The 24,948-nt window shown below is 38.3% G+C and carries 19 protein-coding genes; 14 read left to right on the top strand and 5 right to left on the bottom strand.

Annotation, left to right across the window (positions count from 1 at the left end; all coding sequences use genetic code 11):
• Window positions 1-19: 19 nt before the first annotated feature.
• The 6 genes from msbA (at window position 20) to INT39_RS04090 (ending at window position 5,539) form a co-directional block, all read left to right on the top strand.
• On the top strand, window positions 20-1,765 hold the full coding sequence (gene msbA / locus INT39_RS04115; RefSeq protein ID WP_193014198.1) for a lipid A ABC transporter ATP-binding protein/permease MsbA: 1,746 nt from the start codon (window positions 20-22) through the stop codon (window positions 1,763-1,765).
• The gene (lpxK, locus tag INT39_RS04110; protein WP_193014199.1) at window positions 1,762-2,751 is read left to right on the top strand and encodes a tetraacyldisaccharide 4'-kinase; all 990 of its coding nucleotides are present in this window, start codon (window positions 1,762-1,764) and stop codon (window positions 2,749-2,751) included. The genes msbA and lpxK overlap by 4 nt, the downstream gene beginning before the upstream one ends.
• Window positions 2,752-3,271: 520 nt before the next feature.
• Window positions 3,272-3,487 (top strand): cold-shock protein, encoded by a 216-nt coding sequence (locus INT39_RS04105; RefSeq protein ID WP_193014200.1) that lies wholly within the window; start codon window positions 3,272-3,274, stop codon window positions 3,485-3,487.
• 412 nt (window positions 3,488-3,899) lie between these two features.
• Complete coding sequence (locus INT39_RS04100; protein WP_004244593.1) at window positions 3,900-4,079, top strand: Trm112 family protein; 180 nt, start codon at window positions 3,900-3,902, stop codon at window positions 4,077-4,079.
• Window positions 4,080-4,083: 4 nt separating this feature from the next.
• Complete coding sequence (gene kdsB / locus INT39_RS04095; RefSeq protein ID WP_193014201.1) at window positions 4,084-4,845, top strand: 3-deoxy-manno-octulosonate cytidylyltransferase; 762 nt, start codon at window positions 4,084-4,086, stop codon at window positions 4,843-4,845.
• A gap of 205 nt (window positions 4,846-5,050) precedes the next feature.
• Window positions 5,051-5,539, top strand: coding sequence for a hypothetical protein (locus INT39_RS04090; protein WP_193014202.1), 489 nt, complete (start codon window positions 5,051-5,053; stop codon window positions 5,537-5,539).
• Window positions 5,540-5,716: 177 nt separating this feature from the next.
• Here the strand turns inward: INT39_RS04090 and elyC are convergent, their stop codons facing one another.
• Entirely contained in the window at window positions 5,717-6,547 is an 831-nt protein-coding gene (gene elyC / locus INT39_RS04085) for an envelope biogenesis factor ElyC (RefSeq protein ID WP_193014203.1), read from the bottom strand.
• Window positions 6,548-6,924: 377 nt separating this feature from the next.
• On the opposite strand from elyC, the gene cmoM reads away from it, so the two are divergent.
• From cmoM to INT39_RS04045, 8 genes are all read left to right on the top strand, one after another.
• A complete protein-coding gene (cmoM, locus tag INT39_RS04080; protein ID WP_193014204.1) occupies window positions 6,925-7,698 on the top strand; it encodes a tRNA uridine 5-oxyacetic acid(34) methyltransferase CmoM in 774 nt (257 codons plus the stop codon).
• Between the two features lie 9 nt (window positions 7,699-7,707).
• A complete protein-coding gene (mukF, locus tag INT39_RS04075; RefSeq protein ID WP_193014205.1) occupies window positions 7,708-9,030 on the top strand; it encodes a chromosome partition protein MukF in 1,323 nt (440 codons plus the stop codon).
• Window positions 9,011-9,742, top strand: coding sequence for a chromosome partition protein MukE (gene mukE, locus INT39_RS04070; RefSeq protein WP_193014206.1), 732 nt, complete (start codon window positions 9,011-9,013; stop codon window positions 9,740-9,742). Before mukF ends, mukE begins: the two co-directional genes overlap by 20 nt.
• Entirely contained in the window at window positions 9,739-14,199 is a 4,461-nt protein-coding gene (mukB, locus tag INT39_RS04065; protein WP_193014207.1) for a chromosome partition protein MukB, read from the top strand. Before mukE ends, mukB begins: the two co-directional genes overlap by 4 nt.
• A 225-nt stretch (window positions 14,200-14,424) precedes the next feature.
• Window positions 14,425-15,138, top strand: a complete 714-nt coding sequence (aphA, locus tag INT39_RS04060) for an acid phosphatase AphA (protein ID WP_193014208.1) — start codon at window positions 14,425-14,427, stop codon at window positions 15,136-15,138.
• Between the two features lie 353 nt (window positions 15,139-15,491).
• Window positions 15,492-17,219, top strand: a complete 1,728-nt coding sequence (gene ldtD, locus INT39_RS04055; RefSeq protein WP_193014209.1) for a L,D-transpeptidase — start codon at window positions 15,492-15,494, stop codon at window positions 17,217-17,219.
• Window positions 17,220-17,546: 327 nt separating this feature from the next.
• Window positions 17,547-18,095 carry a YcbK family protein gene (locus INT39_RS04050; protein WP_193014210.1) on the top strand — a complete coding sequence of 183 codons (549 nt, stop codon included), beginning with the start codon at window positions 17,547-17,549 and terminating at the stop codon, window positions 18,093-18,095.
• A gap of 37 nt (window positions 18,096-18,132) precedes the next feature.
• Window positions 18,133-18,783: an MBL fold metallo-hydrolase gene (locus INT39_RS04045; protein WP_193014211.1), complete on the top strand. Its 651-nt coding sequence runs from the start codon at window positions 18,133-18,135 to the stop codon at window positions 18,781-18,783.
• 190 nt (window positions 18,784-18,973) lie between these two features.
• Here the strand turns inward: INT39_RS04045 and INT39_RS04040 are convergent, their stop codons facing one another.
• The 4 genes from INT39_RS04040 to pncB all read right to left on the bottom strand — a co-directional run bounded on the left by INT39_RS04040 (window position 18,974) and on the right by pncB (window position 24,881).
• Window positions 18,974-20,164, bottom strand: coding sequence for an amino acid aminotransferase (locus tag INT39_RS04040; protein WP_193014212.1), 1,191 nt, complete (start codon window positions 20,162-20,164; stop codon window positions 18,974-18,976).
• 415 nt (window positions 20,165-20,579) lie between these two features.
• Window positions 20,580-21,668 (bottom strand): porin, encoded by a 1,089-nt coding sequence (locus INT39_RS04035; RefSeq protein WP_319021311.1) that lies wholly within the window; start codon window positions 21,666-21,668, stop codon window positions 20,580-20,582.
• A 340-nt stretch (window positions 21,669-22,008) separates the two neighbouring features.
• The gene (gene asnS, locus INT39_RS04030) at window positions 22,009-23,409 is read right to left on the bottom strand and encodes an asparagine--tRNA ligase (protein WP_193014213.1); all 1,401 of its coding nucleotides are present in this window, start codon (window positions 23,407-23,409) and stop codon (window positions 22,009-22,011) included.
• Between the two features lie 257 nt (window positions 23,410-23,666).
• Window positions 23,667-24,881: a nicotinate phosphoribosyltransferase gene (gene pncB, locus INT39_RS04025; RefSeq protein ID WP_193014214.1), complete on the bottom strand. Its 1,215-nt coding sequence runs from the start codon at window positions 24,879-24,881 to the stop codon at window positions 23,667-23,669.
• Window positions 24,882-24,948 lie beyond the last annotated feature (67 nt).

The raw sequence follows: 24,948 nt of genomic DNA, 5'->3' as shown, positions 1-24,948 counted from the left end.
TAAAAGTTTGGTAATATATATGAATGATATAGACCTATCAACGTGGCAAACATTTCGACGCTTATGGCCGATGATTCGGATTTTCAAAGCAGGTTTGATCACAGCAGCAATTGCATTAATCATCAATGCGGGTGTAGATGCATTTATGATTTCTTTATTAAAGCCACTTCTCGATGAAGGTTTTGGTAAAGCAAGTAATGACGTATTAAAATGGATGCCTATTGCTGTTATTGGACTGATAGTTCTGCGCGGTATATCTAACTTTATTTCAAGTTACTGCCTTTCTTGGGTATCTGGAAAAGTTGTAATGAATATGCGTCGTCGGTTGTTTTCTCATATTATGGGAATGCCGGTGAGCTTTTTTGATCAGCAATCAACAGGAACTTTGCTTTCTCGTATCACTTATGATTCAGAGCAAGTTGCTTCATCTTCATCAGGTGCATTAATTACTGTTGTCCGTGAAGGTGCTTATATCATCGGGCTATTTGCATTGATGTTCTATTATAGTTGGCAATTGTCACTTATCTTGATTGTGATTGCACCTGTTGTTGCTATTGTCATCCGAGTGGTATCGACTCGTTTTAGAACGATCAGTAAACGTATTCAAAACAGCATGGGACAAGTCACAACGAGTGCTGAACAAATGCTGAAAGGGCATAAAGAAGTTTTAATTTTTAATGGTCAAGAAGTTGAAAATAAACGTTTTAATCATGTGAGTAACCATATTCGCCGCCAAGGTATGCGTATGGTTGTTGCATCATCAATTTCAGATCCTATTATTCAATTAATTGCTTCATTTGCATTAGCTTTTGTTCTTTATGCTGCAAGTTTTCCTGAAATTATGGAAACACTTACCGCAGGAACAATTACGGTCGTTTTCTCCTCAATGGTGGCATTAATGCGTCCATTGAAATCTCTGACAAATGTGAATGCTCAATTTCAACGAGGTATGGCTGCGTGTCAGACTTTATTTGCTATCCTCGATATGGAGCAAGAAAAAGACACTGGTAAGTTAGAGCTGAAAAAACCAACGGGTGATATTGAATTTCGTAATGTAACTTTCCAATATGTGACAAAAGATACACCTGCCTTGAAAAATATGTCATTTACTATTCCAGCAGGGAAAACAGTTGCTTTGGTTGGACGTTCAGGCTCAGGTAAATCGACTATTGCTAACTTAATTACCCGCTTCTATGATATCAATGAAGGGCAAATATTGATTAATGGTCATGATATTCGTGACTACACATTGAAATCTTTACGGAACCAAGTGGCGCTAGTTTCACAAAATGTTCATTTATTCAATGAAACAGTAGCAAACAATATTGTTTATGCCTGTGAAGACCAATATAGCCGTGAGGATATCGAGAAAGCAGCGAAAATGGCACATGCCATGGACTTTATCAATAAAATGGATAAAGGCCTAGATACCGAAATTGGCGAAAATGGTGTTTTGCTTTCGGGTGGACAACGTCAACGTATCGCGATAGCAAGGGCGTTACTACGTGATTCACCGATCCTTATCCTTGATGAAGCCACATCAGCACTGGATACAGAATCAGAGCGCGCGATCCAATCTGCACTGGATGAACTACAGAAAAATAGAACCTCTTTAGTGATAGCCCACCGCTTATCTACCATTGAAAAAGCGGATGAAATATTAGTTATTGAAGATGGTGAAATTGTTGAACGTGGCGCACACCTTGATTTGATTGAGCAACAAGGTGTTTATGCACAACTTCACAGGATGCAATTTGGTAAATGATTGAACGGATTTGGTCTGGTAAATCTTGGTTTTATCTTCTATTGCTGCCATTTTCATGGTTGTATGGCGCTATTACTGTATTTAGGCGCTTTGCTTATCAAAAAGGTGGATTGGCATCATGGAAAGCCCCTGTCCCCGTCGTTGTTGTGGGGAATTTAACAGCGGGTGGTAATGGTAAAACACCTGTTGTTATATGGCTTGTTGAGCAATTAATTCAGCAGGGGTTTAAACCTGGGGTTGTATCTCGCGGTTATGGTGGGAAATCAGACCATTATCCATTGCTCTTAACATCAGAAACAACACCCGCGATGGCGGGTGATGAACCTGTGTTAATTTATCATCGAACAGGTGCACCTGTTGCCGTTGCACCTAATCGACGAGAGGCAGTAAAAGCTTTATTAGCGCAGTATAATCTTGATGTGATCATCACGGATGATGGTTTACAGCACTATGCACTACAACGAGACTATGAAATAGTTGTTATCGACGGACAACGACGATTTGGCAATGGTTGGTGGTTGCCCGCTGGCCCTATGCGTGAACGAGCCGGGCGCTTACATTCTGTTGATGCAATTATTGTTAACGGTGGATTAAGCCAAGGCAATGAGATAGCGATGGTTTTAAAAGGGGATATCATTGTTAACCTTAAGACAGGTGAAAAGAAACCGGTTCAACAAATCGATAAAGCGGTTGCAATAGCTGGTATCGGACATCCTCCTCGTTTTTTTAATTCTTTGCAGGAAAAAGGCATTGAATTAATAGCCACCAAAGCATTTAGTGACCATAGCGATTATAGCGCACAAGAATTGCAAGATTTAACACCTCACCAAGAAGCGCTAATTATGACAGAAAAAGATGCTGTTAAATGTCGGCATTTTGCACAGGAAAACTGGTGGTATTTACCAGTAAGTGCAGAGTTAAATAACCAATCTGTGCTAAAACAAGTCAGTAATTTAATTTACGGCTCGAAAAAAACTTGTATCTGATCTGAAACAATGATATTTATAGTGGAAATCAGGATAGTGTTACATAAAAGATTACCTACCCACAGTCACATATCGCTTTTGTCGTAGTTCAATTTAACTCGCAAAATACCCTATCTACTCAAAAGCCTTGTGTAGAGATTTGTGGATCTTTGATGTAGGACGTAATATTTTTTTGCTGTGAATGTAATAGGTTTTGTGCACAATAGAAGGTAGAAACTATTTTAAATAGTGACTATTAATCGTTATATTCGGTTATCTAATTTATAGGTGCACAATAAGATGCTTTTCTCATGTCATCTTTTTGTCATGAACATGCTGTAAATATTTATTGAGCCTATAGATATTCATTAAGCTTAGCTATCACGGTTTTGAACATTTATATTGAATAATAAAATGCACTACTTAAATTAATGTGTTCAGAATTTAATTGGGATTTTATATAAGAAGACTTAATAAAAAGTAGGATGCATTTGTATAGAAAAATAAAAACTATACAAAGAACAAAAGGAGTTTATCTATCATGACATTACAATTAAGAATGGGTCGCGTAAAATGGTTCGACAATAACAAAGGTTATGGTCTTATTGTTGCAAGAGATATTGAACAAGAAGTTTATGTCAATAAAAAAGCGATTGCCAATACAAAAAATAAAGCATTAACAGAAGGTCAACACGTTGAATTTTCTGTTATCAGAACAGCAGCAGGTCTAGAAGCTGCTGATGTTATAGGGTTTTAAATAAAATTTAGCCTTGTTAGTACAGATAAAACGATAATTTAACCTTGAGCTTAAATTATCGTTTATGCTTATTTAGGGTGGGATAAAGATAAAATGTTTATCATCACGCTCAGTAAGTAATATAAAAGGGTCGCTACGTTAATTAGAATGCAATAAAGATAATAAAAAGGTTAAATTATTATCAATAAAAGCGGAATGTAATTCTTTATTAATAATGTTGCAGACTCAACGATAAAAAGCCACATTAATGTGGCTTTTTTGTTGCTTATAGTAAAAGAGAAAATAATAAATTTATTAATTGCTAAAATAATTTCTGAATTATGACTAAACGAGCGGCTTTGAGTATTAACGCTGATCCTTCCTTATGATATCCTTTTGCCATATAAAATGATTAACCCTTGAGAGGGACAAAATGGATCACCGCTTACTTGAAATTATTGCTTGTCCAGTCTGCCACGGCAAACTTATCTTTGATAAAGAAAACTCAGAGCTTATCTGCAAAATTGATCATTTAGCTTATCCTGTTCGTGACAATATCCCCGTTCTTCTGGAGAATGAAGCAAGAGAATTGTCATTAGAAGAGGAAAAGTAACTTCATGTTCACGGTCATTATCCCTGGTCGATATGCATCGACTCGTTTACCGGGTAAACCCCTCGCGGATATTCATGGTAAACCTATGATTGTTCGTGTGATGGAACAGGCTATGCGCTCTGGTGCAAATCGTGTCATTGTTGCAACAGATAACTTAGATGTTGTTGCTGCAGTTGAAAAGGCGGGTGGAGAAGCGTGTATGACTCGCGAAGACCACCATTCAGGCACAGAACGTTTAGCTGAGGTCATTGAAAAATATCAATTTGCAGATGATGAGATAATTGTTAACGTACAAGGCGATGAACCTCTTATTCCACCTGTGATTATTACTCAAGTTGCTGAAAATTTAGCAAACTGTGGTGCGGGAATGGCAACATTGGCAGTGCCAATTGTTGATTCAAAAGAAGCTTTTAATCCTAATGCTGTGAAAGTGGTGATGGATGCAAAAGGTTTTGCACTGTATTTTTCTCGTGCAACCATTCCTTGGGAAAGAGACCGTTTTAATTTATCACATGATGAAATTGGTGAGCATTATCTCCGTCATATTGGCATTTATGCTTATCGTGCAGGCTTTATACGTCGATATATTACTTGGGAACCAAGCCCATTAGAATCTATTGAAATGTTAGAGCAGCTACGAGTGCTGTGGTATGGCGAAAAAATCCATGTTGCAAAAGCATTAGAAGTTCCTGGTGTGGGGGTAGATACTCAAGATGATCTTGTCGCAGCAAGAACGGCATATCGCGCACTTAACCAAGAATTCTAATTCTTAATGGTTACAAATAAATTTCAACGGCACTTAAATTAAGTGCCGTTTTTGTATTTATACAGTCTACATTTTACAGCAATTCTTACCTATTAAGTTAATTAAGCCTATGATAAATAAAGTTTGTCTGAAAAGTGAGATTCACTATCTGCGGTAAGAATTATTTATGTTAGTGTGTCGTTAGGTTTATTAACTTAGTTTTTATATGATGATACGATATTCAGGTAGGTTTCAAGAATTCCCCAACAATAATTTTATTGCGCATACATATGATTTCTTTATTGATGAATTTAATTTTATTTTGTTTTTTACTCAAATTAACATTATGGATAAAGCATATCTTTGTTATCGAAGTGAAGAAGCTGGATTTGAAATTATAGATAACTGTTATGATTTAAAATTTGATAGAAAAGAAAATTTTCTTAATGAAACGTATTATAAGCCGCCAGAAAAAGGGAAGTGTTCACGAAAATTTCATTTTCAAAAAGAATTAACTGAAGCGTTAGAAATGATAATTACTCTTCATTGTAAGATATATGGCTCTAAAGCATATTTGTTTATTGCAGAAAACCATAAATTAAAGCGCTATTATGATAGAGTTTTACAGGCTTTGTCGGTTGAAGTAGTATCAATTATTACCCATGATATTGGAGAAACGGGGAGAGGATATGCTATCAAAACACGATATTTCTAAATTGAAAAAAATGAGTGTAATGGAACGTAAAATAGAAGCAATGCGCCAGCTTAAATCTTCCTATGATCAGGCAAACAAAAGCAATTTGATCTCTTCTCGTACAGTAAAAAACAAATAAATTTCAACGGCACTTAAATTAAGTGCCGTTTTGGTATCATTCTGCGGAGAAATTTTTGATTATTGGCTTTCGTCCTTATCAGATTGATGATTTTCATTTTCAGGAATAGTCGCTGGTTGCCCAGCAGGTTTTACTGATTGCCACATTGATCCTAAAAACTCATACCATGCACGTTCACTGTGTTGAAAATAAGTGGCGGAAGGAAAATATTTCTCCCAAGGATGCAATGGAGAACTGATTGCTAATTGGTTAGCAGGTGCAACGATAGGTTTCATACCGCGAGCTAAAAAGAAACGTTCAGCACGGGCTAAATGGTTGGCAGAAGTCACAAGTAAAAATGGTTTCTTACCAATTAATTTATCAACTTCATAGGCTTCTTCTTCGGTATCTTTCGGTGTTGATAATGCGATAGTTCTCTCAGCAGGAACACCTAAAGATTGTGCCACTTGAGCTGCCACCTCTGCACTACTTATCTGATTAACACCTGCCCCACCTGTGAAAATGAGTATCGCATTAGGATTACGATAATAAAGCCTTACACCTTCAGCAACACGAAATAAGCTATTGTTAAGAAGATTAGAACTGGGTGCCCAATCAGGGTTATAAGTAAATCCACCACCTAAAACAACAATGTAGTTCACATCTTGCTGCGAATTTTCTCGTAATTCATAACGAGCTTGATACTCTTTTTCACTTGGCATTAATAGTGTATCGGCAACAGGCTGTATGCCTAAAATAGTTAACAGAACAAGCACAACAGTGAGTAGACTTTTTCCGGTTTTTTGCCAACGAGTAAACCAAAGTAGTGCTAATGCAAAAAAGGCGATTAATAAGAGTAAAGGCAAGGGCATCAGAAAGCCTGCAACATATTTTTTGAGCAAAAACAGCATAAATCATCCTAGATTGAGTGAAATACATGCAATTGATAGCGAAAGCTTAGTGAAAACTAGGGGAATTCCAAGTCATTGTGTCAAAATAGCGAGCACAACAATGTTTCACTCAGTTTTTATCAATAGAAATAAAGAACCATTTAATTATTTATAAAACGAAAAACGTTTGAGCGTTAATTTTTTCATTAATAAGCGTTATATTTATACTGCGCTTTGCGAATAGTCTGATTCATGGCTTATTTCTTTACAGAAAACAGTCAGTATCATAGAACACTGGTAAAATTGCTGTCTTTATTTTATGTACAGTGTCTCATATTTTTTGAATTTATCAGAATGCAAAGAGCGCAAGTAGCAAGTTGTTATCATGAGGCGTTTTAATGTCAGATCGTAATTTTGACGATATTGCAGATAAATTCTCCCGCAATATCTATGGCACAACAAAAGGCAAAATTCGCCAAGCTGTGATTTGGGAAGATCTACAACAATTATTGACTCTCTTACCTCATCGGCGTTTGCGGATTTTAGATGCAGGAGGAGGCGAAGGTTATTTTTCTCGCCAGCTTGCTCAATTAGGACACCAAATCATTTTATGTGACTTATCACAAGAGATGCTTAATCGCGCCAAAGAAGCGGCGATTGAAGAAGGTGTTGTCGAGAACATGACGTTTATTTGTTGTGCAGCTCAAGAGATTAAAGAGCATATTAATGAAAAGGTTGACTTAATTCTGTTTCATGCCGTATTGGAGTGGATCACGGATCAGAAAGACGCCGTAAATGTTCTTACCGATATATTGCAACCTAATGGTATCTTATCGCTAATGTTTTACAATGCGAATGGCATTGTGATGAGAAACGCAATTTTAGGTAATTTTCATTTGGCAAACCCCGAAATTCCGCGTAGAAGAAAAAAATCGTTATCACCACAAAACCCATTACAACCTGAAGATGTTTATCAATGGCTGGCTGAGTTTTCAATGACGATTTTAGGAAAAACGGGGGTGCGTGTTTTTCATGATTATTTGCAAAGTCGCCAACTACAAAATAAAGATTTTCCATCATTGCTTGCACTAGAGCAACGATATTGTCGGCAAGAGCCCTACATCAGTCTGGGGCGTTACATTCATGTCATGGCACAAAAGCGTGTAAATTAAGGATGTACTATGAGTGATTTTACCCAGACCGTTCCAGAGTTAGTGTCTTGGGCGAGAAAAAATGATTTCTCTATCTCACTGCCACCTGAAAGATTAGCTTTTTTGATGGCTGTTGCTGTATTAAATGGCGAGCGCCTTGATGGCGAAATCAGTGAAGGTGAGTTAATTGATGCCTTTAGAGAAGTATGCAAAGGCTTTGAGCAACCCATAGAATCAATACAAGTTCGTGCTAATAATGCCATTAATGACATGGTAAAGCAGCGGCTTTTTAACCGTTTTACCAGTGAACTGGTAGAGGGTAATGCAATATATCGTTTAACCCCGTTAGGCATTGGAATTAGTGATTACTATATCCGCCAGCGTGAGTTTTCATCGTTACGTTTGTCTATGCAGTTATCTATTGTTGCCGGTGAACTTGATTCCGCAGCCAGCTCTGCGGAAGATGGTGGAGATGAATATCATTGGCATCGTAATGTTTTTGCCCCCCTAAAATATTCTGTTGCAGAAATTTTCGATAGCATCGATTTATCTCAGCGAATAATGGATGAGCAGCAAAATACAGTAAAAGAAGATATTGCTGAATTATTAAATCAAGATTGGCAAGCGGCAATTTCAAGCTGTGAGCAATTGTTATCTGAAACATCAGGCACATTAAGAGAGTTGCAAGATACACTTGAAGCGGCGGGAGATAAGCTTCAAGCCAATCTATTACGTATTCAAGAAGCAAATATGAATACGGGCCATGTTGAGCAAATTGATACACTAGTCTTTGAGCTTCAAAGCAAATTAGACCGCATTATTAGTTGGGGTCAACAATCTATTGATTTATGGATTGGCTATGACCGACATGTTCATAAATTTATTCGTACGGCGATTGATATGGATAAAAACCGTATTTTCTCTCGTCGGTTACGTCAATCGGTACAAAATTATTTTGAAAGCCCTTGGGCATTAACTTATGCCAATGCGGATAGGTTGTTTGATATGCGTGATGAAGAGCTGACTTTACGTGATGAAGAAGTTACGGGTGAGCTGCCAGAAGAACTCGAATATCAAATGTTCAGTGAAGTGAACGAACAAATAGCACAATGGGTAGAGCAAGAGCTGGCTTCTTACAAATTAGAACAACGAGCGTTAGATCTCAGTTCAGTGTTAGTTGAATACCTCAATCATTATCCACAACCAAAACATTTTGATGTGGCACGTATTGTTATTGATCAAGCAGTACGATTAGGGGTTGCACGCGCTGAACTTGCGGGATTACCTGCAAAATGGTCAGAAATTAACGAATATGGAGCTAAGGTACAGGCGCATGTCATCGATACATACTGAACAATTTATGCCAGCAAAACTGGCTCAGGCATTAGCGAACTCACTTTTTCCTGAACTGGATAGTCAGTTACGTGCTGGCCGACACATCGGTATAGATTCTCTGGATAATCATGCTTTCTTGATGGACTTCCAAGATGAGTTATCCGATTTTTATGCGCGTTATAACGTCGAGTTAATTCGAGCACCAGAAGGCTTTTTCTATTTACGTCCTCGCTCGACCACACTTATCCCTCGCTCTGTTCTTTCTGAAATGGATATGCTGGTAGGTAAAATTCTTTGTTATCTCTACCTAAGCCCAGAACGGTTAGCAAATCAGGGTATATTCACTGTTCAAGAATTGTTTGATGAATTGAGAACGTTAGCGGATGAAACCAAACTGCTTCGTTTAGTCAATCAGCGCTCAACAGGCTCTGATCTTGATTTACAAAAATTACAAGAAAAAATGAGAACATCTCTTAATCGCTTACGTCGCTTAGGAATGATCTCGTTTTTATTAAATGACTTACAGCGTTTTTCAATCACTGAATCAGTGTTCCGTTTCGGTGCTGATGTGCGTAGTGGTGATTCACCCATTGAAGCACAAATGCGCATGATCCGTGATGGTGAAGCAATGGCACTTGATACGGGATCAGACACACCAAACGATGAAGAAGAAAATGACGATGAGCATTTACAGTCGAGTGAAGATGATGCGGAGGAAGAAAATAAATGATTGAACGGGGAAAATTTCGCTCATTAACATTGATCAACTGGAATGGCTTTTTTGCTCGTACTTTTGATTTAGATGAGTTGGTGACTACGTTATCAGGCGGAAATGGTGCAGGTAAATCAACCACCATGGCTGCATTTATCACAGCTATGATCCCTGATCTCACTTTACTTCACTTTCGTAATACCACAGAAGCAGGATCGACAAGCGGATCACGTGATAAAGGGTTATACGGGAAACTGCGTCCTGGTGTGTGTTATGCCGTATTGGATGTGATTAACTCACGACATTTACGTGCAGTGGTTGGTGTGCGTTTACAACAGATTGCAGGACGTGATAAAAAAGTCGATATCAAACCCTTTATGATCCAAGGGTTGCCTATGGCAGAGAATCCAACAGAAATCTTAACGCAAGCTGTTGCCGATCGCCAAGCACGTGTGTTACCGCTAAATGAATTAAAAGAAAAAGTCGAAGCGATTGATGGTGTTGTTTTTAGACAATTTAATTCAATCACTGATTTCCATTCTGTTATGTTTGATTTAGGGGTTATTCCTAAACGTTTACGTTCAGCAAGCGATCGCGCGAAATTCTATCGTTTAATTGAAGCATCGTTGTATGGGGGGATTTCGAGTGCAATTACCCGTTCTTTACGTGACTACTTATTACCTGAAAATAGCGGTGTAAGAAAAGCATTTCAAGATATGGAAGGGGCATTGCGGGAAAACCGTATGACACTTGAAGCGATTCGTGTCACTCAATCTGATCGTGATTTATTTAAACACCTGATTACAGAAGCAACCTCTTATGTTGCGGCTGACTATATGCGCCATGCCAATGAAAGGCGTGTTCATCTTGATGAAGCTTTAAATGTACGTCGAGAATTATGGAGTCAGCGAAAATCTATTAATAATGAAGCCTACCGTTTTGTTGAAATGGGCAAAGAGTTAGAAGAACAACAAGCGCTTTCTTCTGATCTTGAAGCGGATTATCAAGCGGCAAGTGACCGATTAAACTTGGTACAAAATGCGGTTCGTCAGCAAGAAAAAATTGATCGTTATGTTGCTGATGTGGAAGAGATAACTTTCCGCTTAGAAGAACAAAGCGAAGTTGTTGAAGAAGCTGCGTCTAAGAAAGAAGAGCTTGAAGCGCGGGTTGAGTCCGCGGAAGAAGAAGTGGATGAACTAAAAAATCAGTTGGCAGATTATCAACAAGCATTAGACGTGCAACAAACACGTGCTATTCAATATCGCCAAGCTGTGCAAGCCTTAGAGCGTGCTAAAGCACAATGTGATATTGCTGATTTAGATGAAAGTAATGCTGATCAGTGGGCTGAACGTATTCAAGCAAAAATTCAAACCATTACTCACACCTTGCTTTCTATGGAACAGAAACTCAATGTTTCTGATGCCGCGAAAACACAATTTGATCAAGCCTATAAACTGGTTAGCACCATTGTAGGTGAGGTTGATCGTAAAGATGCATGGAGTGCAGCTAAAACGGCGTTACGTGAATGGTCTTCGCATCGACATCAAGCTGACAGGGTTCATCCTATCAGAATGCAGTTAGCAGAGTTAGAGCAACGTTTACATCAACGAAATAATGCTCAGCACCAGCTTGAAGAATTTAATAAACACCATGGTAAATCCATGGAGCCTGACGATCTCTTAATTCTACAAGATGAGCTAGAAGCTAAAATTGAAGAACTTAGCGATTATGTCAATGAGTCTGGTGAACATCGCATGCAAATGCGTCAAGAGCTCGATCAACTCAAACAACAAATTGAAAAATTAAAGAAACAAGCCCCCGCATGGCTTGCGGCACAAGATGCATTAACGCAATTATGTGAGCAGACTCGTCAATCTTTTGAAACGGGCCATCAAGTAACAGAATATATGCAGCAGTTACTTGAAAAAGAGCGTGAAGCCACCGTATTACGTGATGAAACTGCAACGCGTAAACAGCAAATCGAAGCACAAATTGAACGTTTAAGTCAGCCAAGTGGTGCTGAAGATGGGCGGTTAATTACGTTAGCAGAGCGCTTTAATGGGGTCCTATTATCAGAGATTTATGATGATATTACGTTAGATGATGCACCTTATTTCTCTGCATTATATGGTCCTGCACGCCATGCTATTGTGGTACAAGATCTCGCTCCAATTCAGGAACAATTAGAAACATTAGAAGATTGTCCTGAAGATCTCTATTTTATTGAAGGTGATCCACAATCTTTCGATGACAGTGTATTTAATGCACAAGAGATGAATAAAGCGGTTCTGATTAAAAGCTCAGATAGACAATGGCGTTATTCTCGTTACCCAGAAATTCCACTTTTTGGTCGTGCAGCGCGTGAAAACCAATTAGAGATTTTATCTCGTCAACGAGATGAGCTTTCTGAGCTTTATGCAACACAAGCTTTTGACGTGCAGAAAATTCAACGTGCTCACCATGCTTTTAGTCAATTTGTCGGACAACATATTTCAGTGGCCTTTGAAGCCGATCCTGAAGAAGATATCCGCCAACTTAATCAAAGACGTAATGAGCTAGAAAGAGCACTCGCACAGTATGAAGAAAGTACTCAGCAGCAACGTCAACATTATGCCCGTGCTAAAGAGTCACTGAATTTACTTAATAAACTGATCCCTCAAGTGAATATCTTGATGGATGAAACGCTGATTGATCGCGTTGAAGAGCTCCGTGAGGAGCTGTATACCGCTGAAGAATCTATGCGTCACTTACAACGTCATGAAAAAGCGTTAGCAACCCTAGAGCCTATTGCGTCAATTTTACAAAGTGATCCTCAAGAGCATGAACAATTAGCACAAGATTACGAACAAGCTAAAGTAGAGCAACAGCGTTATCAACAACAAGCTTTCTTGCTGGTGGAAGTGGCACAACGTCGCGCGCACTTTAGCTATAGTGATGCCGTTGAAATTGTCAGTGAAAACAGCGATCTTAACGAAAAGTTACGTCACCGTTTAGAAATGGCTGAGACAGAACGTACGACAGCAAGAGAGCTTTATCGTCAACAACAAGCCCAATGTGCTCAATTTAATCAAGTGTTGGCCTCATTAAAGAGCTCTTTTGATACTAAATCTGAATTGCTTAGAGAGCTTGAGCAAGAGATGCGTGACACGGGGATCCAAATTGATGTTGGTGCTGAAACCAGAGCAAAAGAGCTACGTGATCAACGTTATTCGGCAGTCAGTGCTAACCGTACTCGTATTAGTCAACTTGAGCGTGATATCGCATTGAGTGAAGCGGAACGCGATAATCTGACTAAAAAAATTCGTAAACTTGAGCGTGATTATATTCAAATCCGTGAACATGTTGTGAGTGCAAAAGCGGGTTGGTGTGCAGTAATGCGATTGGTCAAAGAAAATGGTATGGAACGTCGTTTACATCGTCGAGACTTTGCTTATCTTTCTGCGGATGAATTACGTTCAATGTCGGATAAAGCGTTAGGAGCATTGCGTCAAGCAGTTGCTGATAATGAATATTTACGCGATGCATTACGTCGTTCTGAGGATGCTAAATATCCTGATCGTAAAGTTCAGTTCTTTATTGCGGTATACCAGCATTTAAGAGAGCGTATTCGCCAAGATATTATTAAAACAGACGATCCGGTTGATGCAATTGAACAGATGGAAATTGAGCTAGCTCGCTTAACGGAAGAATTGACCAACCGTGAGCAGAAATTAGCGATCAGTTCACGCAGTGTGGCAAATATTATCCGTAAAACTATTCAGCGCGAACAAAACCGTATTCGGATGCTAAACCAAGGTTTGCAAGCGGTTTCATTTGGTCAAGTGCGTGGTGTGCGACTTAACGTCAATATTCGTGAAAGTCATCAAGTACTTCTTGATGTGTTATCTGAAGAAGACAATCAATACCAAGACTTATTTAAAAACCAAAACCTCACGTTCTCTGAAGCAATGGCGAAACTTTATCAACGTCTCAACCCACAAGTGGATATTGGACAACGGATGCCTCAAACTGTGGGTGAAGAACTGCTAGATTACCGTAATTATCTTGAAATGGATGTTGAAGTTAATCGTGGACCAGAAGGGTGGTTAAAAGCCGAAAGTGGTGCTTTATCTACTGGTGAAGCGATTGGTACGGGGATGTCAATTTTAGTGATGGTTGTACAAAGCTGGGAAGAAGAATCACGACGTTTAAGAGGAAAAGATATTTCACCTTGTCGTTTACTTTTCCTTGATGAAGCCGCGCGTTTAGATGCGAAATCTATCGCAACGTTATTTGAACTGTGTGACCGTTTAGATATGCAGCTCATTATTGCAGCACCTGAAAATATTAGCCCAGAAAAAGGCACAACCTATAAACTAGTCCGTAAAGTGTTCAATGGAACAGAACATGTTCATGTTGTTGGATTAAAAGGGTTTGGTCAACAGGCTGAAAAAGATAAAATTGCATCATCAAATGTTGCTGAAATAACAGAATAGTTTTATTTCGTGACTTGCTTTAAATTGGCAAATAGAAAGGCGCTATGGGCATATGCTTATGGCGCTTTCTTTTTCCAAAGTGTTAGATAGATCAAAAAATGAAAGTAAATTAACAAAAAAATGAAAATTTAAACAACGTAACGTGCGCTATCTCTCATTTAAATGTAATCGTGATGTCTATGATTGTTCCCGTATGTGATTAATATAAAAATTAAAGGAAAGAGAATGCGTAAAGTCACGTTAGCTTTTAGTGCAATTGCTTTAGCGTTAAGTTTAAATGGCGCGGCAATGGCAAAAGTTCATATGCCAGAAGTAGTGAGTCCAGGTGTTACTGTTGCTCAATTAGCACAACAACAACCTATTAACTGGGTTTCTGTTGCAGATATCGAGAAAAGCTTAGCAGGCCAAGCGCCGATGGCGGTTGGTTTCGATATTGATGACACCGTTCTGTTCTCAAGCCCAGGTTTTTATCGTGGTAAATTGGAATATTCTCCGAATGATTTCAGTTACCTGAAAAACCCAGAATTCTGGGAAAAAATGAATAACGAATGGGATAAATTCAGTATGCCTAAACAAGTCGGTATCGATCTTGTTCAGATGCACTTAAAACGTGGAGATACTGTTTATTTCATTACGGGTCGTACTCAAACTAAAACTGAGACTGTGACCAAATATGTTCAAGAAGGGTTGAATATTCCAGCAGATAAAATGCAATCGGTTATTTTTGCTGGTGACCAACCTGGTGCAAATAACAAAGTAAGCTGGATGCGTGATCATAAACTGAAAATTTACTACGGTGATGCGGATGCGGATATCGCAGCAGCAGATGAGCTAGGTATCCGTGGTGTCCGTATTCTGCGTGCAGCTAACTCTTCTTACCAACCACTGCCTAAAGCAGGTCAGTTTGGTGAAGAAGTCGTTATCAATTCAGAATACTAATTTTTACCCTTTGTTTACCTTTATTTGTTAGGCGCAGAAAACTGCGCCTTTTTCTATTTTAAAACGCCTTCCATGTCGATAATCTTATTTATCGATTCTCTATTCTTCGTTTATTATTGATATATTCATTTTAAAATAAGTTGTCTTTTATTACTTATGTGCAATTTTATTTAACATATAGTATTGAATATAAAAACAGCTAAATAGTCTTTTTTTGATTAAATAAAATTAAATTCCCATCAAAGGTTTATAAAACTTTAAAAATATTAGTTTATTCCTATAAAATTCTTTTCCAAGCTCATCTATTATTCTAGGATACCAAAATAATAATAAGGAATGAGGGTAGAGGATTTATGGCGCACCAACCAATTAAAAGAGCAATCGCATATTCAGTTGTTATAAGCTCACTTCTGTCTGGGCATTATGCCGTGGCAACAGAATCAGAGCCTGTCGTTGTTTCTACACCTGCAACAGAAAATACGACATTAGTTCCTGTAACGGATGAAACAATACCAACACCTGCCATTGTGGCAATGAATATCCCGCAAATCACTGAACTAGAAGCAAAAACAACGCTACAGCTTTGGGGCCCCAAGGAATATAAACCATTATATTTAACGCAGTTAGCAAAAGTTTACCAAGCGAATAATCTTGCATTAATTTGGCAAGATGAAAAGGTGGTACAGCAGTTACAGCAACAAATTGCAGAAGTGGCAATTTCGGGTATTCAGCCTCAATTTGGACAATGGCTGACGCAATTGGAAATACCTGAATTAACAAAAGAAGGGCGTGATATTATTTTATCAGACGCTTTTTTAGGTTATATCAGTTTTGTTGAGCAAGTAAATAAATCAGGAGCCTCTTTACTGTATCGTAATGCAACACAAGCGCTACCATTACCTTCAGATAAATCCGTAGCAGACTTGCAACAAAATATTCTAAATAACACATTGGGTAGCTTTATTATTTCTTATGCTCCTTCCCATCCTTATTACGCATTAATGAAAGAAGAAGTGCGCAAGCAATTGCAGAATGCAGTTGTATGGCCTGAAATGAAAGGCACAGCATCATTAAAGCCAAATCAATCATCTGAAGAAGTCTTGGCATTGAGGCAAATTTTACGCCATTTAAAATTAATACCTGAATTAGCAGAAAATGAGCAAGAAATTGCCACAACAGTTTATGACGCACCTTTAATTACCGCAGTTAAAGTATTTCAAACGGCTCATGGGTTAGAGCCTGATGGCGTGATTGGACGACAAACACGAGTGTGGCTAAATACAACACCTGCACAACGAGCCAGTATTATGGCGTTAAATATTCAACGTCTACGCCTAACGCCTGCTATTGGTGATACTGGAATTTGGGTGAATATTCCTGATTTTTCACTCTATTTCTATGCCAATAATGAACTTATTCTTGATTCAAAAGTGATTGTTGGTCGTCCTGATAGAAAAACACCGATTATGAGTAGTGCGTTGAATAACGTGGTTGTTAATCCTCCTTGGAATGTGCCAACTAGCATGACGCGCAAAGATATTGTTCCTAGAGGTAAAGCAGATCCTAGTTACTTTAGTCGTAAGGGATATACTATTTATTCAGGCTGGGGCAATGATGCTTATCCTATTAACCCTTACGATATTGATTGGCAAAATATGAGTGCAGCGAATTTTCCTTATCGAATTTGGCAAGCTCCTGGTCCAACCAACTCTTTAGGGCGTTATAAATTTAATATGCCAAATTCAGAGGCAATCTATTTGCATGATACCCCTAATCATTCGCTGTTTTCAAAAAATATGCGAGCGATTAGCTCTGGGTGTATTCGTGTCAATAAAGCGTCTCAGCTTGCCTCAATTTTATTAGGTGATGCGGGATGGAAACAAGATAGAATTGATGCAGCATTAAAACGAGGTTCAACACAATATGCGCCTATTCCAGAACGAATTCCGGTTTATTTATATTATCAAACTGCATGGGTAGCGCAGGAAAATACCCCTCAATATCGTGCCGATATTTATGCTTATGATAAAAGTATTTCAAATGCACAACCCTATTTAGAGAATATTAAGAAATATTTGTAATATAAAGAAATATAAATTGAATAAAGGATGGTTAATTTGACTATCCTTTATTTTTATATAAATCAATAGGATGTGTTTTGTTTTGTATCATTCAATAAGAAAGATAAAGGCAATATAAATATACAAAATATTTTTAAATTTTACATTAAAAATAGAATGATAAAAAACAATCTAGTATAAATAACTAAATTAATAAAATTTTAAATGTTGATAAATTAAAAGAAAGTATTATTTACAATACTATACAAACTATAAGAAACAATTCGGGAAAAATATTGTCATAATAAAGGTTCTTCCTCCTGAAATAATTTTTTGAGTACATAGACTATGGATATTATTGATTCACATCGCCGTAAATGGCTGGGGCTGGGTATGGCCGCAGTGGGGTTAGGTTTATTGCCTTCTCATGCTTTTGCTTCATTAGCAACACCTCGTCCAAAAATTCTTCGCTTTAATAATTTAAATACTGGTGAAACTATTAAAGCCGAGTTTTTTGATGGAAAACGTTATAATAAACATGAACTTGCTAAATTAAATCACCTTTTTAGAGATTATCGTCAAAATAAAATCAAAACCATTGATCCCGCACTGTTTGACCAAATCTACTTACTGCAAGTGATGTTAAATAATAATAAACCCGTTGAACTTATTTCAGGTTATCGTTCTTTAGTGACCAATAATAACTTGCGTCAAAGTAGCAGTGGTGTGGCTAAGAAAAGTTACCATACTCGCGGGCAAGCAATGGATTTCCGTTTAGTCGGTACTGATCTTTCTAAAGTTCGCCAAGTGGCATTAAGAATGAAATCCGGCGGTGTTGGATATTACCCAAGAAGTAATTTTGTGCATATTGATACAGGACCTGTCCGCTCATGGTAATCTATTAAGAATGAGTTAATAGAGAGTGGAGTGATTAATGATGTATCACATTGTCCCCGTGACAAATTATATGCAAAATTGCACCCTTATTTGGTGTGATGACACAAAAGAAGCCGCAATTGTTGATCCTGGTGGCGATGCTGAAATGTTGATTGCTGAAATCGAAGCACGCCAATTAACATTGACCAAAGTATTATTAACACATGGACACTTTGATCATATAGCAGGTACTTCTCAGATTGTTGAGTACTTCAAGGTTCCTGTTTATGGTCCTCATAAAGATGACAGTTTTTTATTAGAAGAATTAGAGCAACAGTGCCGCATGTTTAATTTCCCCTGTGGAAAATCATTTACACCAGACAGTTGGTTAAATGAGGGTGATACAGTGACAATTGGTAAAACAATTTCGTTATCTGTTTTACATTGCCCAGGCCATACACCCGGACATATAATTTTTGTTAATCACCAGAATAAACTCATTTCTATGGGTGATGTGTTGTTTAAAGAAAGCATTGGCCGTACAGATTTTCCTCGTGGTAACCATGCTGACCTTATTGCTTCAATTAAAAATAAAGTATTACCTTTAGGTGATGATTATCTGTTTATTCCGGGACATGGTCCTATGTCTAATTTAGGACATGAACGCCAATATAATCCTTTTTTACAAGATGAAATGCCAATTTGGTAATAGTGCGCTGATATAAGTGAATAAATATGAAAGCTCTTTATTATAAAGAGCTTTTTTATAATTAAAAAATATAACTAATATTTCTTTTATGCCAATAAAAATGCCACGTTACGTAATCGAACTGACCCCAGTTTATTGGACAGTTCACGTAATAACGCGGCATTTATCTTATTCAGCTTCTAAACAGAGATTAAAGCACAGCCACAATGGCTTCACATAACGGAACCATATTCTCAAGGGTTAAGCCTGCAACGTTAATACGTCCAGAGCCTACGATATAAATACCGTATTCAGCACGTAAACGTTCAACTTGTTCTTTATTTAAACCACTAAATGAGAACATCCCATTTTGGTCGATAATAAAGCTAAAATCTTGTTTTGCGCCTTTTTCTTGTAATGTGGTTACTAACAGTTGACGCATGCGTTTAATACGTTCACGCATGGTTGTCAGCTCTTCAATCCACTCTTCTTTTAATTCTGGATTAGAAAGAATGGTGGTAACTACAGAAGCTCCATGTGCGGGTGGGTTTGAGTAGTTGGCACGAATAATGGCTTTGGCTTGGCTAAAGGCTTTTTCAGCAGTGTCACTGTCTTTGGTGACAATAGTACATGCACCAACACGCTCATTGTAAAGACCGAAGTTTTTAGAATATGAGCTTGCCACAATAAGTTCAGAGTTGTTTTCTGCGAAAAGACGTAAGCCTTGCGCATCTTCTTCAAGACCACGAGCAAAACCTTGGTATGCAAAGTCAAAAACCGGTAGCCAGCCTTTTTCTGCTGATAATGCAGCCAGTTGACGCCATTGTTCTTCCGTGGGATCAATACCACTTGGGTTGTGGCAGCAACCGTGGAACAGGACAACATCACCTGCTTGAGCCTTTGCAAGACTTGCTAACATGCCTTCAAAATCTAGCCCACGTGTTGTTGCATCATAATAATCATAATTACAGATCTCAAGACCTGCTGTTTGGAAAATATTATTATGGTTAGGCCAAGTTGGATTGCTTATCCAAACACGTTTTGCTGTGGTTTGTTGTGCAATAAAATCAGCCGCAATACGTAAAGCGCCAGTACCACCGGGTGCTTGTGCGGTACGCGCACGTTTTTCTGCAATAATAGGGTGTTGCTCACCAAACAAAAGTGCTTGGGTAACAGCACCGAATTCAGGGATACCGCTAATAGGAAGGTAGTTTTTAGTGGTTTCGTTTTCTAACAGGTATTTTTCTGCTTTCTTAACTGTGGTTAAAACAGGGGTTTTGCCTGTTTCATCCTTGTAAACACCAATTCCTAAATTAATTTTGTTTTCACGAGGATCAGAACGGAAACTATCAGCTAAACCCAGAATAGGATCGGCTGGTGCAGCAATGATTTTCTCAAACATAGTGTAATTGTTCCCTAAGCTCAAAACGAAGCCGAAATATGAGTATCAAGAGTAACGCTATGAGGGATTTTTGCCAACTGTTTGTAGAGAAATTAACAAGAAGTTGTGAACTAAGTGAGAATAAATAGCAAAACAAGATGTAAGTAAGTGAATATCCTGTGATTACATTAACATGTAAAAATAATCACTAAAAAGTCATAATTGTTTAGTATGATAAACTTTTTAATGTTCTCAAAATAGAAAGTATAGGAGAGAGTTATGATGATCAAGAAACCAATTAAGCGTGATTAATATAAATATAGAATAAATAGATAGAGGAAGGGAGAGTGTATGTTAACGGTGAAATTAAAAAAGCAACACCGAAGTGTTGCTTTTCAAATCAATTAACTTGACTGTTTAATTACCTAAGTGGTAATTAGAACTGATAAGTCAGGCCTAAACCAACTACGTTGTCGTCGTTGATGCCTAGTTTGTTATCAGATTTGATCAGGTTGATTTTATAATCAACAACTGCAGTCATGTTTTTGTTAAATTTGTAGAAAGAACCTACAGAGATATATTTAACTAAATCTTCGTCATTTACGTTGTTAACTTGTAAATCTTTACCTTTAGATTGAACATAACCTAAAGATGGTTTGATACCTAAATCAGCGAAGTCATACTGTGCAGTTAACTCGATGTTTTGAGTTTTGTTAGCAATATTACCTTTGAAACCAGTCATGTTACGAGTTTCACCGTACATAGCGGCTAAGTAAACATTGTTAGCTGCAAATTTACCACCAAAGTTCCATGCTTCTGCACGTTCACCTTTAGCTGAGCTTACTTTTTGTTCTGCAGTACGTGATGAATTAGAGTAACCACCACCCAGAGTTACGCCCCAACCTAAGTTGTAAGCTGTAGAGAAACCAAAACCGTCACCGTTTTGTTTTTTAACATCAGTACGTGTGTTAGTAGTTTCTGAGTTGTTTTTACCTTGATATTGCAGAGCAAAATTCAGACCATCAACATAACCGAACATATCAGTGTTACGGTAAGTCAGAACGCCAGTAGTACGGCCAGTCATGAAGTTGTCAGTTTGTGACATTGAGTCGCCGCCCCATAAAGGCAGAACGTCTGTCCATGCGTTGGTGTCGTAAATTACACCGTAATTACGACCGTAGTCTACTGAACCGAAGTCAGCAAATTTTAAACCAGCGTAAGCGAAACGAGCACGTGAGTCTGTTTCACCTTCTTGTTCACCAGTACGAACTTCGTATTCAAAACGACCAAAACCAACTAAATCTTTATTGATTTGAGTTTCGCCTTTGAAACCGATACGCGCACGAGAAGCGTCACCGCTTTCTTTACCGCCGTCTCTTTCAGAGTTAGCGAAGTAATGACGAACGTCAACTTTACCGTAGATGTCTACTTTGTTGCCGTCTTTGTTATACATTTCAGCTGCGTTTGCTGCACCAGCAAACATTAAAGCTGGGATTACCACTGCAAGAAGATTGCGCTTCATCATTATTATTACCCTCATTGGTGTTATTCAGACACCTTTGCCACTGCCAGAAATAGTTTCTTAATTTTTATGGAACTATTTATGAGAGTTAAGTGTCGTCTGTGTCGGGTGACAGTGTTCCATTGGTAAAAAATTTTATCTACCCCCAATTTGCTACAAAAACGAAAAAAGTGTAACAAATTGTAACTATGCATTTCAAATTATGTATTTTGGGGAACTTTTGAATCAAATAAGAGCCATGCATAAAAAAAGCCAACCTTGTGGTTGGCTTCTTCACTTAAGCTAAATCTGCACAATAAAACAGCAGTGCAAATTTCTGATTGAATACTAATTAATCACTAAATTAGAAATCAGCATTTCTTGGTGTACGTGGGAATGGAATAACTTCACGAACGTTTGCGACACCGGTCACATAAGCAACTAAACGTTCAAAACCTAAACCGAAGCCTGAATGAGGTACTGTGCCGTAACGACGCAGGTCACGATACCACCAGTAGTCTTCTTTATTCATGCCCATTTCTTCTAAACGTTTATCAAACATATCTAAACGTTCTTCACGTTGAGAACCACCGATGATCTCACCAATACCTGGTGCTAATACATCCATCGCTGCAACTGTTTTCCCATCTTCATTCATACGCATATAAAATGCTTTGATATCTTTTGGGTAATTTTTTACAACGACAGGCGCTTTAAAGTGTTTCTCTGCCAGATAACGCTCATGCTCAGAAGAGAGGTCAACACCCCAGTAAACAGGGTTTTCAAATGTCTCACCACAATTTTCAAGTACAGCGACTGCATCGGTATAATCAATTTGAGCAAAATCAGACGTAATAAAGCTTTCTAAGCGTGAGACCGCGTCTTTATCGACACGTTGTGCAAAGAATTCCATATCATCTTTACGCTCTGCTAACACTGCGGCAAAAGTGTATTTCAGCATTTTTTCTGCAAGGGCTGCGATATCGTTCAGATCAGCAAATGCCACTTCAGGTTCAACCATCCAGAATTCAGCTAAATGGCGACTGGTATTTGAATTTTCAGCACGGAATGTTGGGCCGAAAGTATATACCTTGCTTAATGCAGAAGCATAAGTCTCACCATTTAACTGGCCTGATACGGTTAAAAATGCTTCGCGACCAAAAAAGTCTTCACTAAAATCAACTTCACCTTTATCAGTGCGTGGCAGGTTATTCATATCAAGTGTAGAAACACGGAACATCTCACCAGCACCTTCTGTATCTGCGGCCGTAATAAGTGGCGTAGAAACCCAGAAGAAGCCTTGTTCATCGAAGAAACGATGTAGTGCTTGTGCCAACGTGTGACGAACACGTGCAACTGCACCAATTAAATTAGTACGAGGACGAAGGTGAGCAACTTCACGTAGGTACTCAATACTATGACGTTTGGCGGCCATCGGATAAGTTTCCGGATCATCGACCATTCCTACTACAACAATATGAGTAGCATGAATTTCAAAGTTCTGTCCCTGGCCCGGAGATTCAACAATTTTACCGGTGACTTCCACAGAACAACCTGTGGTTAAGTGCAGCACTTCATCTTGATAATTCGGTAAATTATTATTAATGATGGCCTGTACTGGATTAAAGCAGGAACCGTCGTAGACGGTAAGGAATGAGATACCAGCTTTTGAATCTCTTCTTGTACGTACCCAACCGCGAACGGTGACGTCTTCGCCAACCGCGATACGGCCTTGCAGTACGTCGACTACAGGCGCAACGATCATAAATAAATCTCTCTTCGTTTAATTAAAATAATTGTTTGGTTAATTCACTCTGCCCCTGTCGGACAGTTTTTCTATGTTACTTGCAATAGCGCAGGAAACAAGTAGGAAATTTTAGTTTAAAGAGTCAATAAAGAAGAGAAAAGCTTTTGTATAAAATAAATTGATAAAAACAGGTGAAATATTGATAAGAAAGGGAGTTATGACAAAAAAAAGGGTATTTATTACCCTTTCTTTTGTGAATGAAGATTTTTAGCTAATCAACAGGCTTGTTTTATGAGCGGGACATCAAAGGCTTTGCGAAGTTGGTCAACGAAGTCATCGTCTTCACAAATTGTTTTACCAGGGCTATCTGATAATTTAGCCACCGGCTTACCATTACACTCCACCAGCTTAATCACAATATTGAGCGGTGTTATCTTTGGAATATTACAAGTGAGTCGAGTGCCAATACCAAAGATCAAGCGAATGCGTTTATGAAAATGCTTATAAAGTACGAGAGCTTTTTGAAAGTCGAGACTATCAGAAAAGACGAGTACTTTACTCATTGGGTCAATACCCAATTTTTCATAATGTGCAATGGCCTTTTCTCCCCATTCAATAGGGTCGCCAGAGTCATGACGTAAACCTTGATAGCTTACGGCAAAGGCTTTATCAAAATCACGCAAAAACGCATCCATCGTAATACAATCAGTTAATGCAATACCTAATTGATCAGGATATTCATCTAACCAAGACTGTAAGGCGGCACGCTGACTATTGGCAAGCTCAGGGCTAATTTGCTGATGTGCTTGAAACCACTCATGAGCTTGTGTACCCACTGGCGCTAATTGCATACGTTCTGCTAAATGATAGTTACTAGTCCCAATGAGATAAGGAAAATGATTTTTCAGCTCATCCACAATGGCACACTGCACATCATAAGAAAAACGACGACGAGTGCCGAAATCCATCAATTTGAAATCAGCTAAATTAATCTGCTGTTCAGCAGCATCACGATAGAAGATATCAATTAACTTACGTAATTGGTCAACAGCATCATCAGGAGTGATTTCAGGGGAGCGAGTACGATGTACAATTTCACTCACTAAAGCCAACAAAGGCACTTCCCATAGAATAACTTCACGCCAAGGGCCTGTTATTCTGATGGCAAGTTGGTTTTCAGGTGTGGTTGAAATTTGGACTTGTTCTGGTTTAAAACGAAAATGCTTAAACCATTGCAGATAGTCATTTTTGAAAAAGGGGAGGCTCTGAAGATAGTCAAATTCTTCATTCGTTAATGACAAGTCTGCCATCATGTTAACTTGATGGCGTAAGGTTGTTGCATATTCACCTAGACGTTCATCACTCCGGCAACGGAATTCAGCAACGACAGGAATATCACTGTAATGATGGTAAACCGCTTGTTGCATGTGGAGCTTGTATGCATCGGTATCCAAAAGTGATGTAATAATCGGTGTAGCGTCTAAAATCATAGCGCGTCAAGCATCCTCACGGAGCGTTTTTATGTCTGCTAAATCGTTAAGGTTGGAGAGTATACCC

It is taken from the genome of Pseudomonas sp. FME51, assembly GCF_014897305.1.
Note: the sequence above shows the minus strand (reverse complement) of the source record. Positions and strands in the feature narration are given on the sequence as shown.

Coding starts and splice junctions, on each gene's coding strand:
- INT39_RS04090 (WP_193014202.1), top strand. CDS start 5,051: ATGATGATACGATATTCAGGTAGGTTTCAAGAATTCCCCAACAATAAT.
- lpxK (WP_193014199.1), top strand. CDS start 1,762: ATGATTGAACGGATTTGGTCTGGTAAATCTTGGTTTTATCTTCTATTG.
- mukB (WP_193014207.1), top strand. CDS start 9,739: ATGATTGAACGGGGAAAATTTCGCTCATTAACATTGATCAACTGGAAT.
- INT39_RS04100 (WP_004244593.1), top strand. CDS start 3,900: ATGGATCACCGCTTACTTGAAATTATTGCTTGTCCAGTCTGCCACGGC.
- asnS (WP_193014213.1), bottom strand. CDS start 23,409: ATGATCGTTGCGCCTGTAGTCGACGTACTGCAAGGCCGTATCGCGGTT.
- INT39_RS04035 (WP_319021311.1), bottom strand. CDS start 21,668: ATGATGAAGCGCAATCTTCTTGCAGTGGTAATCCCAGCTTTAATGTTT.
- elyC (WP_193014203.1), bottom strand. CDS start 6,547: ATGCTGTTTTTGCTCAAAAAATATGTTGCAGGCTTTCTGATGCCCTTG.
- msbA (WP_193014198.1), top strand. CDS start 20: ATGAATGATATAGACCTATCAACGTGGCAAACATTTCGACGCTTATGG.
- kdsB (WP_193014201.1), top strand. CDS start 4,084: ATGTTCACGGTCATTATCCCTGGTCGATATGCATCGACTCGTTTACCG.
- cmoM (WP_193014204.1), top strand. CDS start 6,925: ATGTCAGATCGTAATTTTGACGATATTGCAGATAAATTCTCCCGCAAT.
- INT39_RS04105 (WP_193014200.1), top strand. CDS start 3,272: ATGACATTACAATTAAGAATGGGTCGCGTAAAATGGTTCGACAATAAC.
- pncB (WP_193014214.1), bottom strand. CDS start 24,881: ATGATTTTAGACGCTACACCGATTATTACATCACTTTTGGATACCGAT.
- INT39_RS04050 (WP_193014210.1), top strand. CDS start 17,547: ATGGATATTATTGATTCACATCGCCGTAAATGGCTGGGGCTGGGTATG.
- ldtD (WP_193014209.1), top strand. CDS start 15,492: ATGGCGCACCAACCAATTAAAAGAGCAATCGCATATTCAGTTGTTATA.
- INT39_RS04045 (WP_193014211.1), top strand. CDS start 18,133: ATGATGTATCACATTGTCCCCGTGACAAATTATATGCAAAATTGCACC.
- mukF (WP_193014205.1), top strand. CDS start 7,708: ATGAGTGATTTTACCCAGACCGTTCCAGAGTTAGTGTCTTGGGCGAGA.
- INT39_RS04040 (WP_193014212.1), bottom strand. CDS start 20,164: ATGTTTGAGAAAATCATTGCTGCACCAGCCGATCCTATTCTGGGTTTA.
- aphA (WP_193014208.1), top strand. CDS start 14,425: ATGCGTAAAGTCACGTTAGCTTTTAGTGCAATTGCTTTAGCGTTAAGT.
- mukE (WP_193014206.1), top strand. CDS start 9,011: ATGTCATCGATACATACTGAACAATTTATGCCAGCAAAACTGGCTCAG.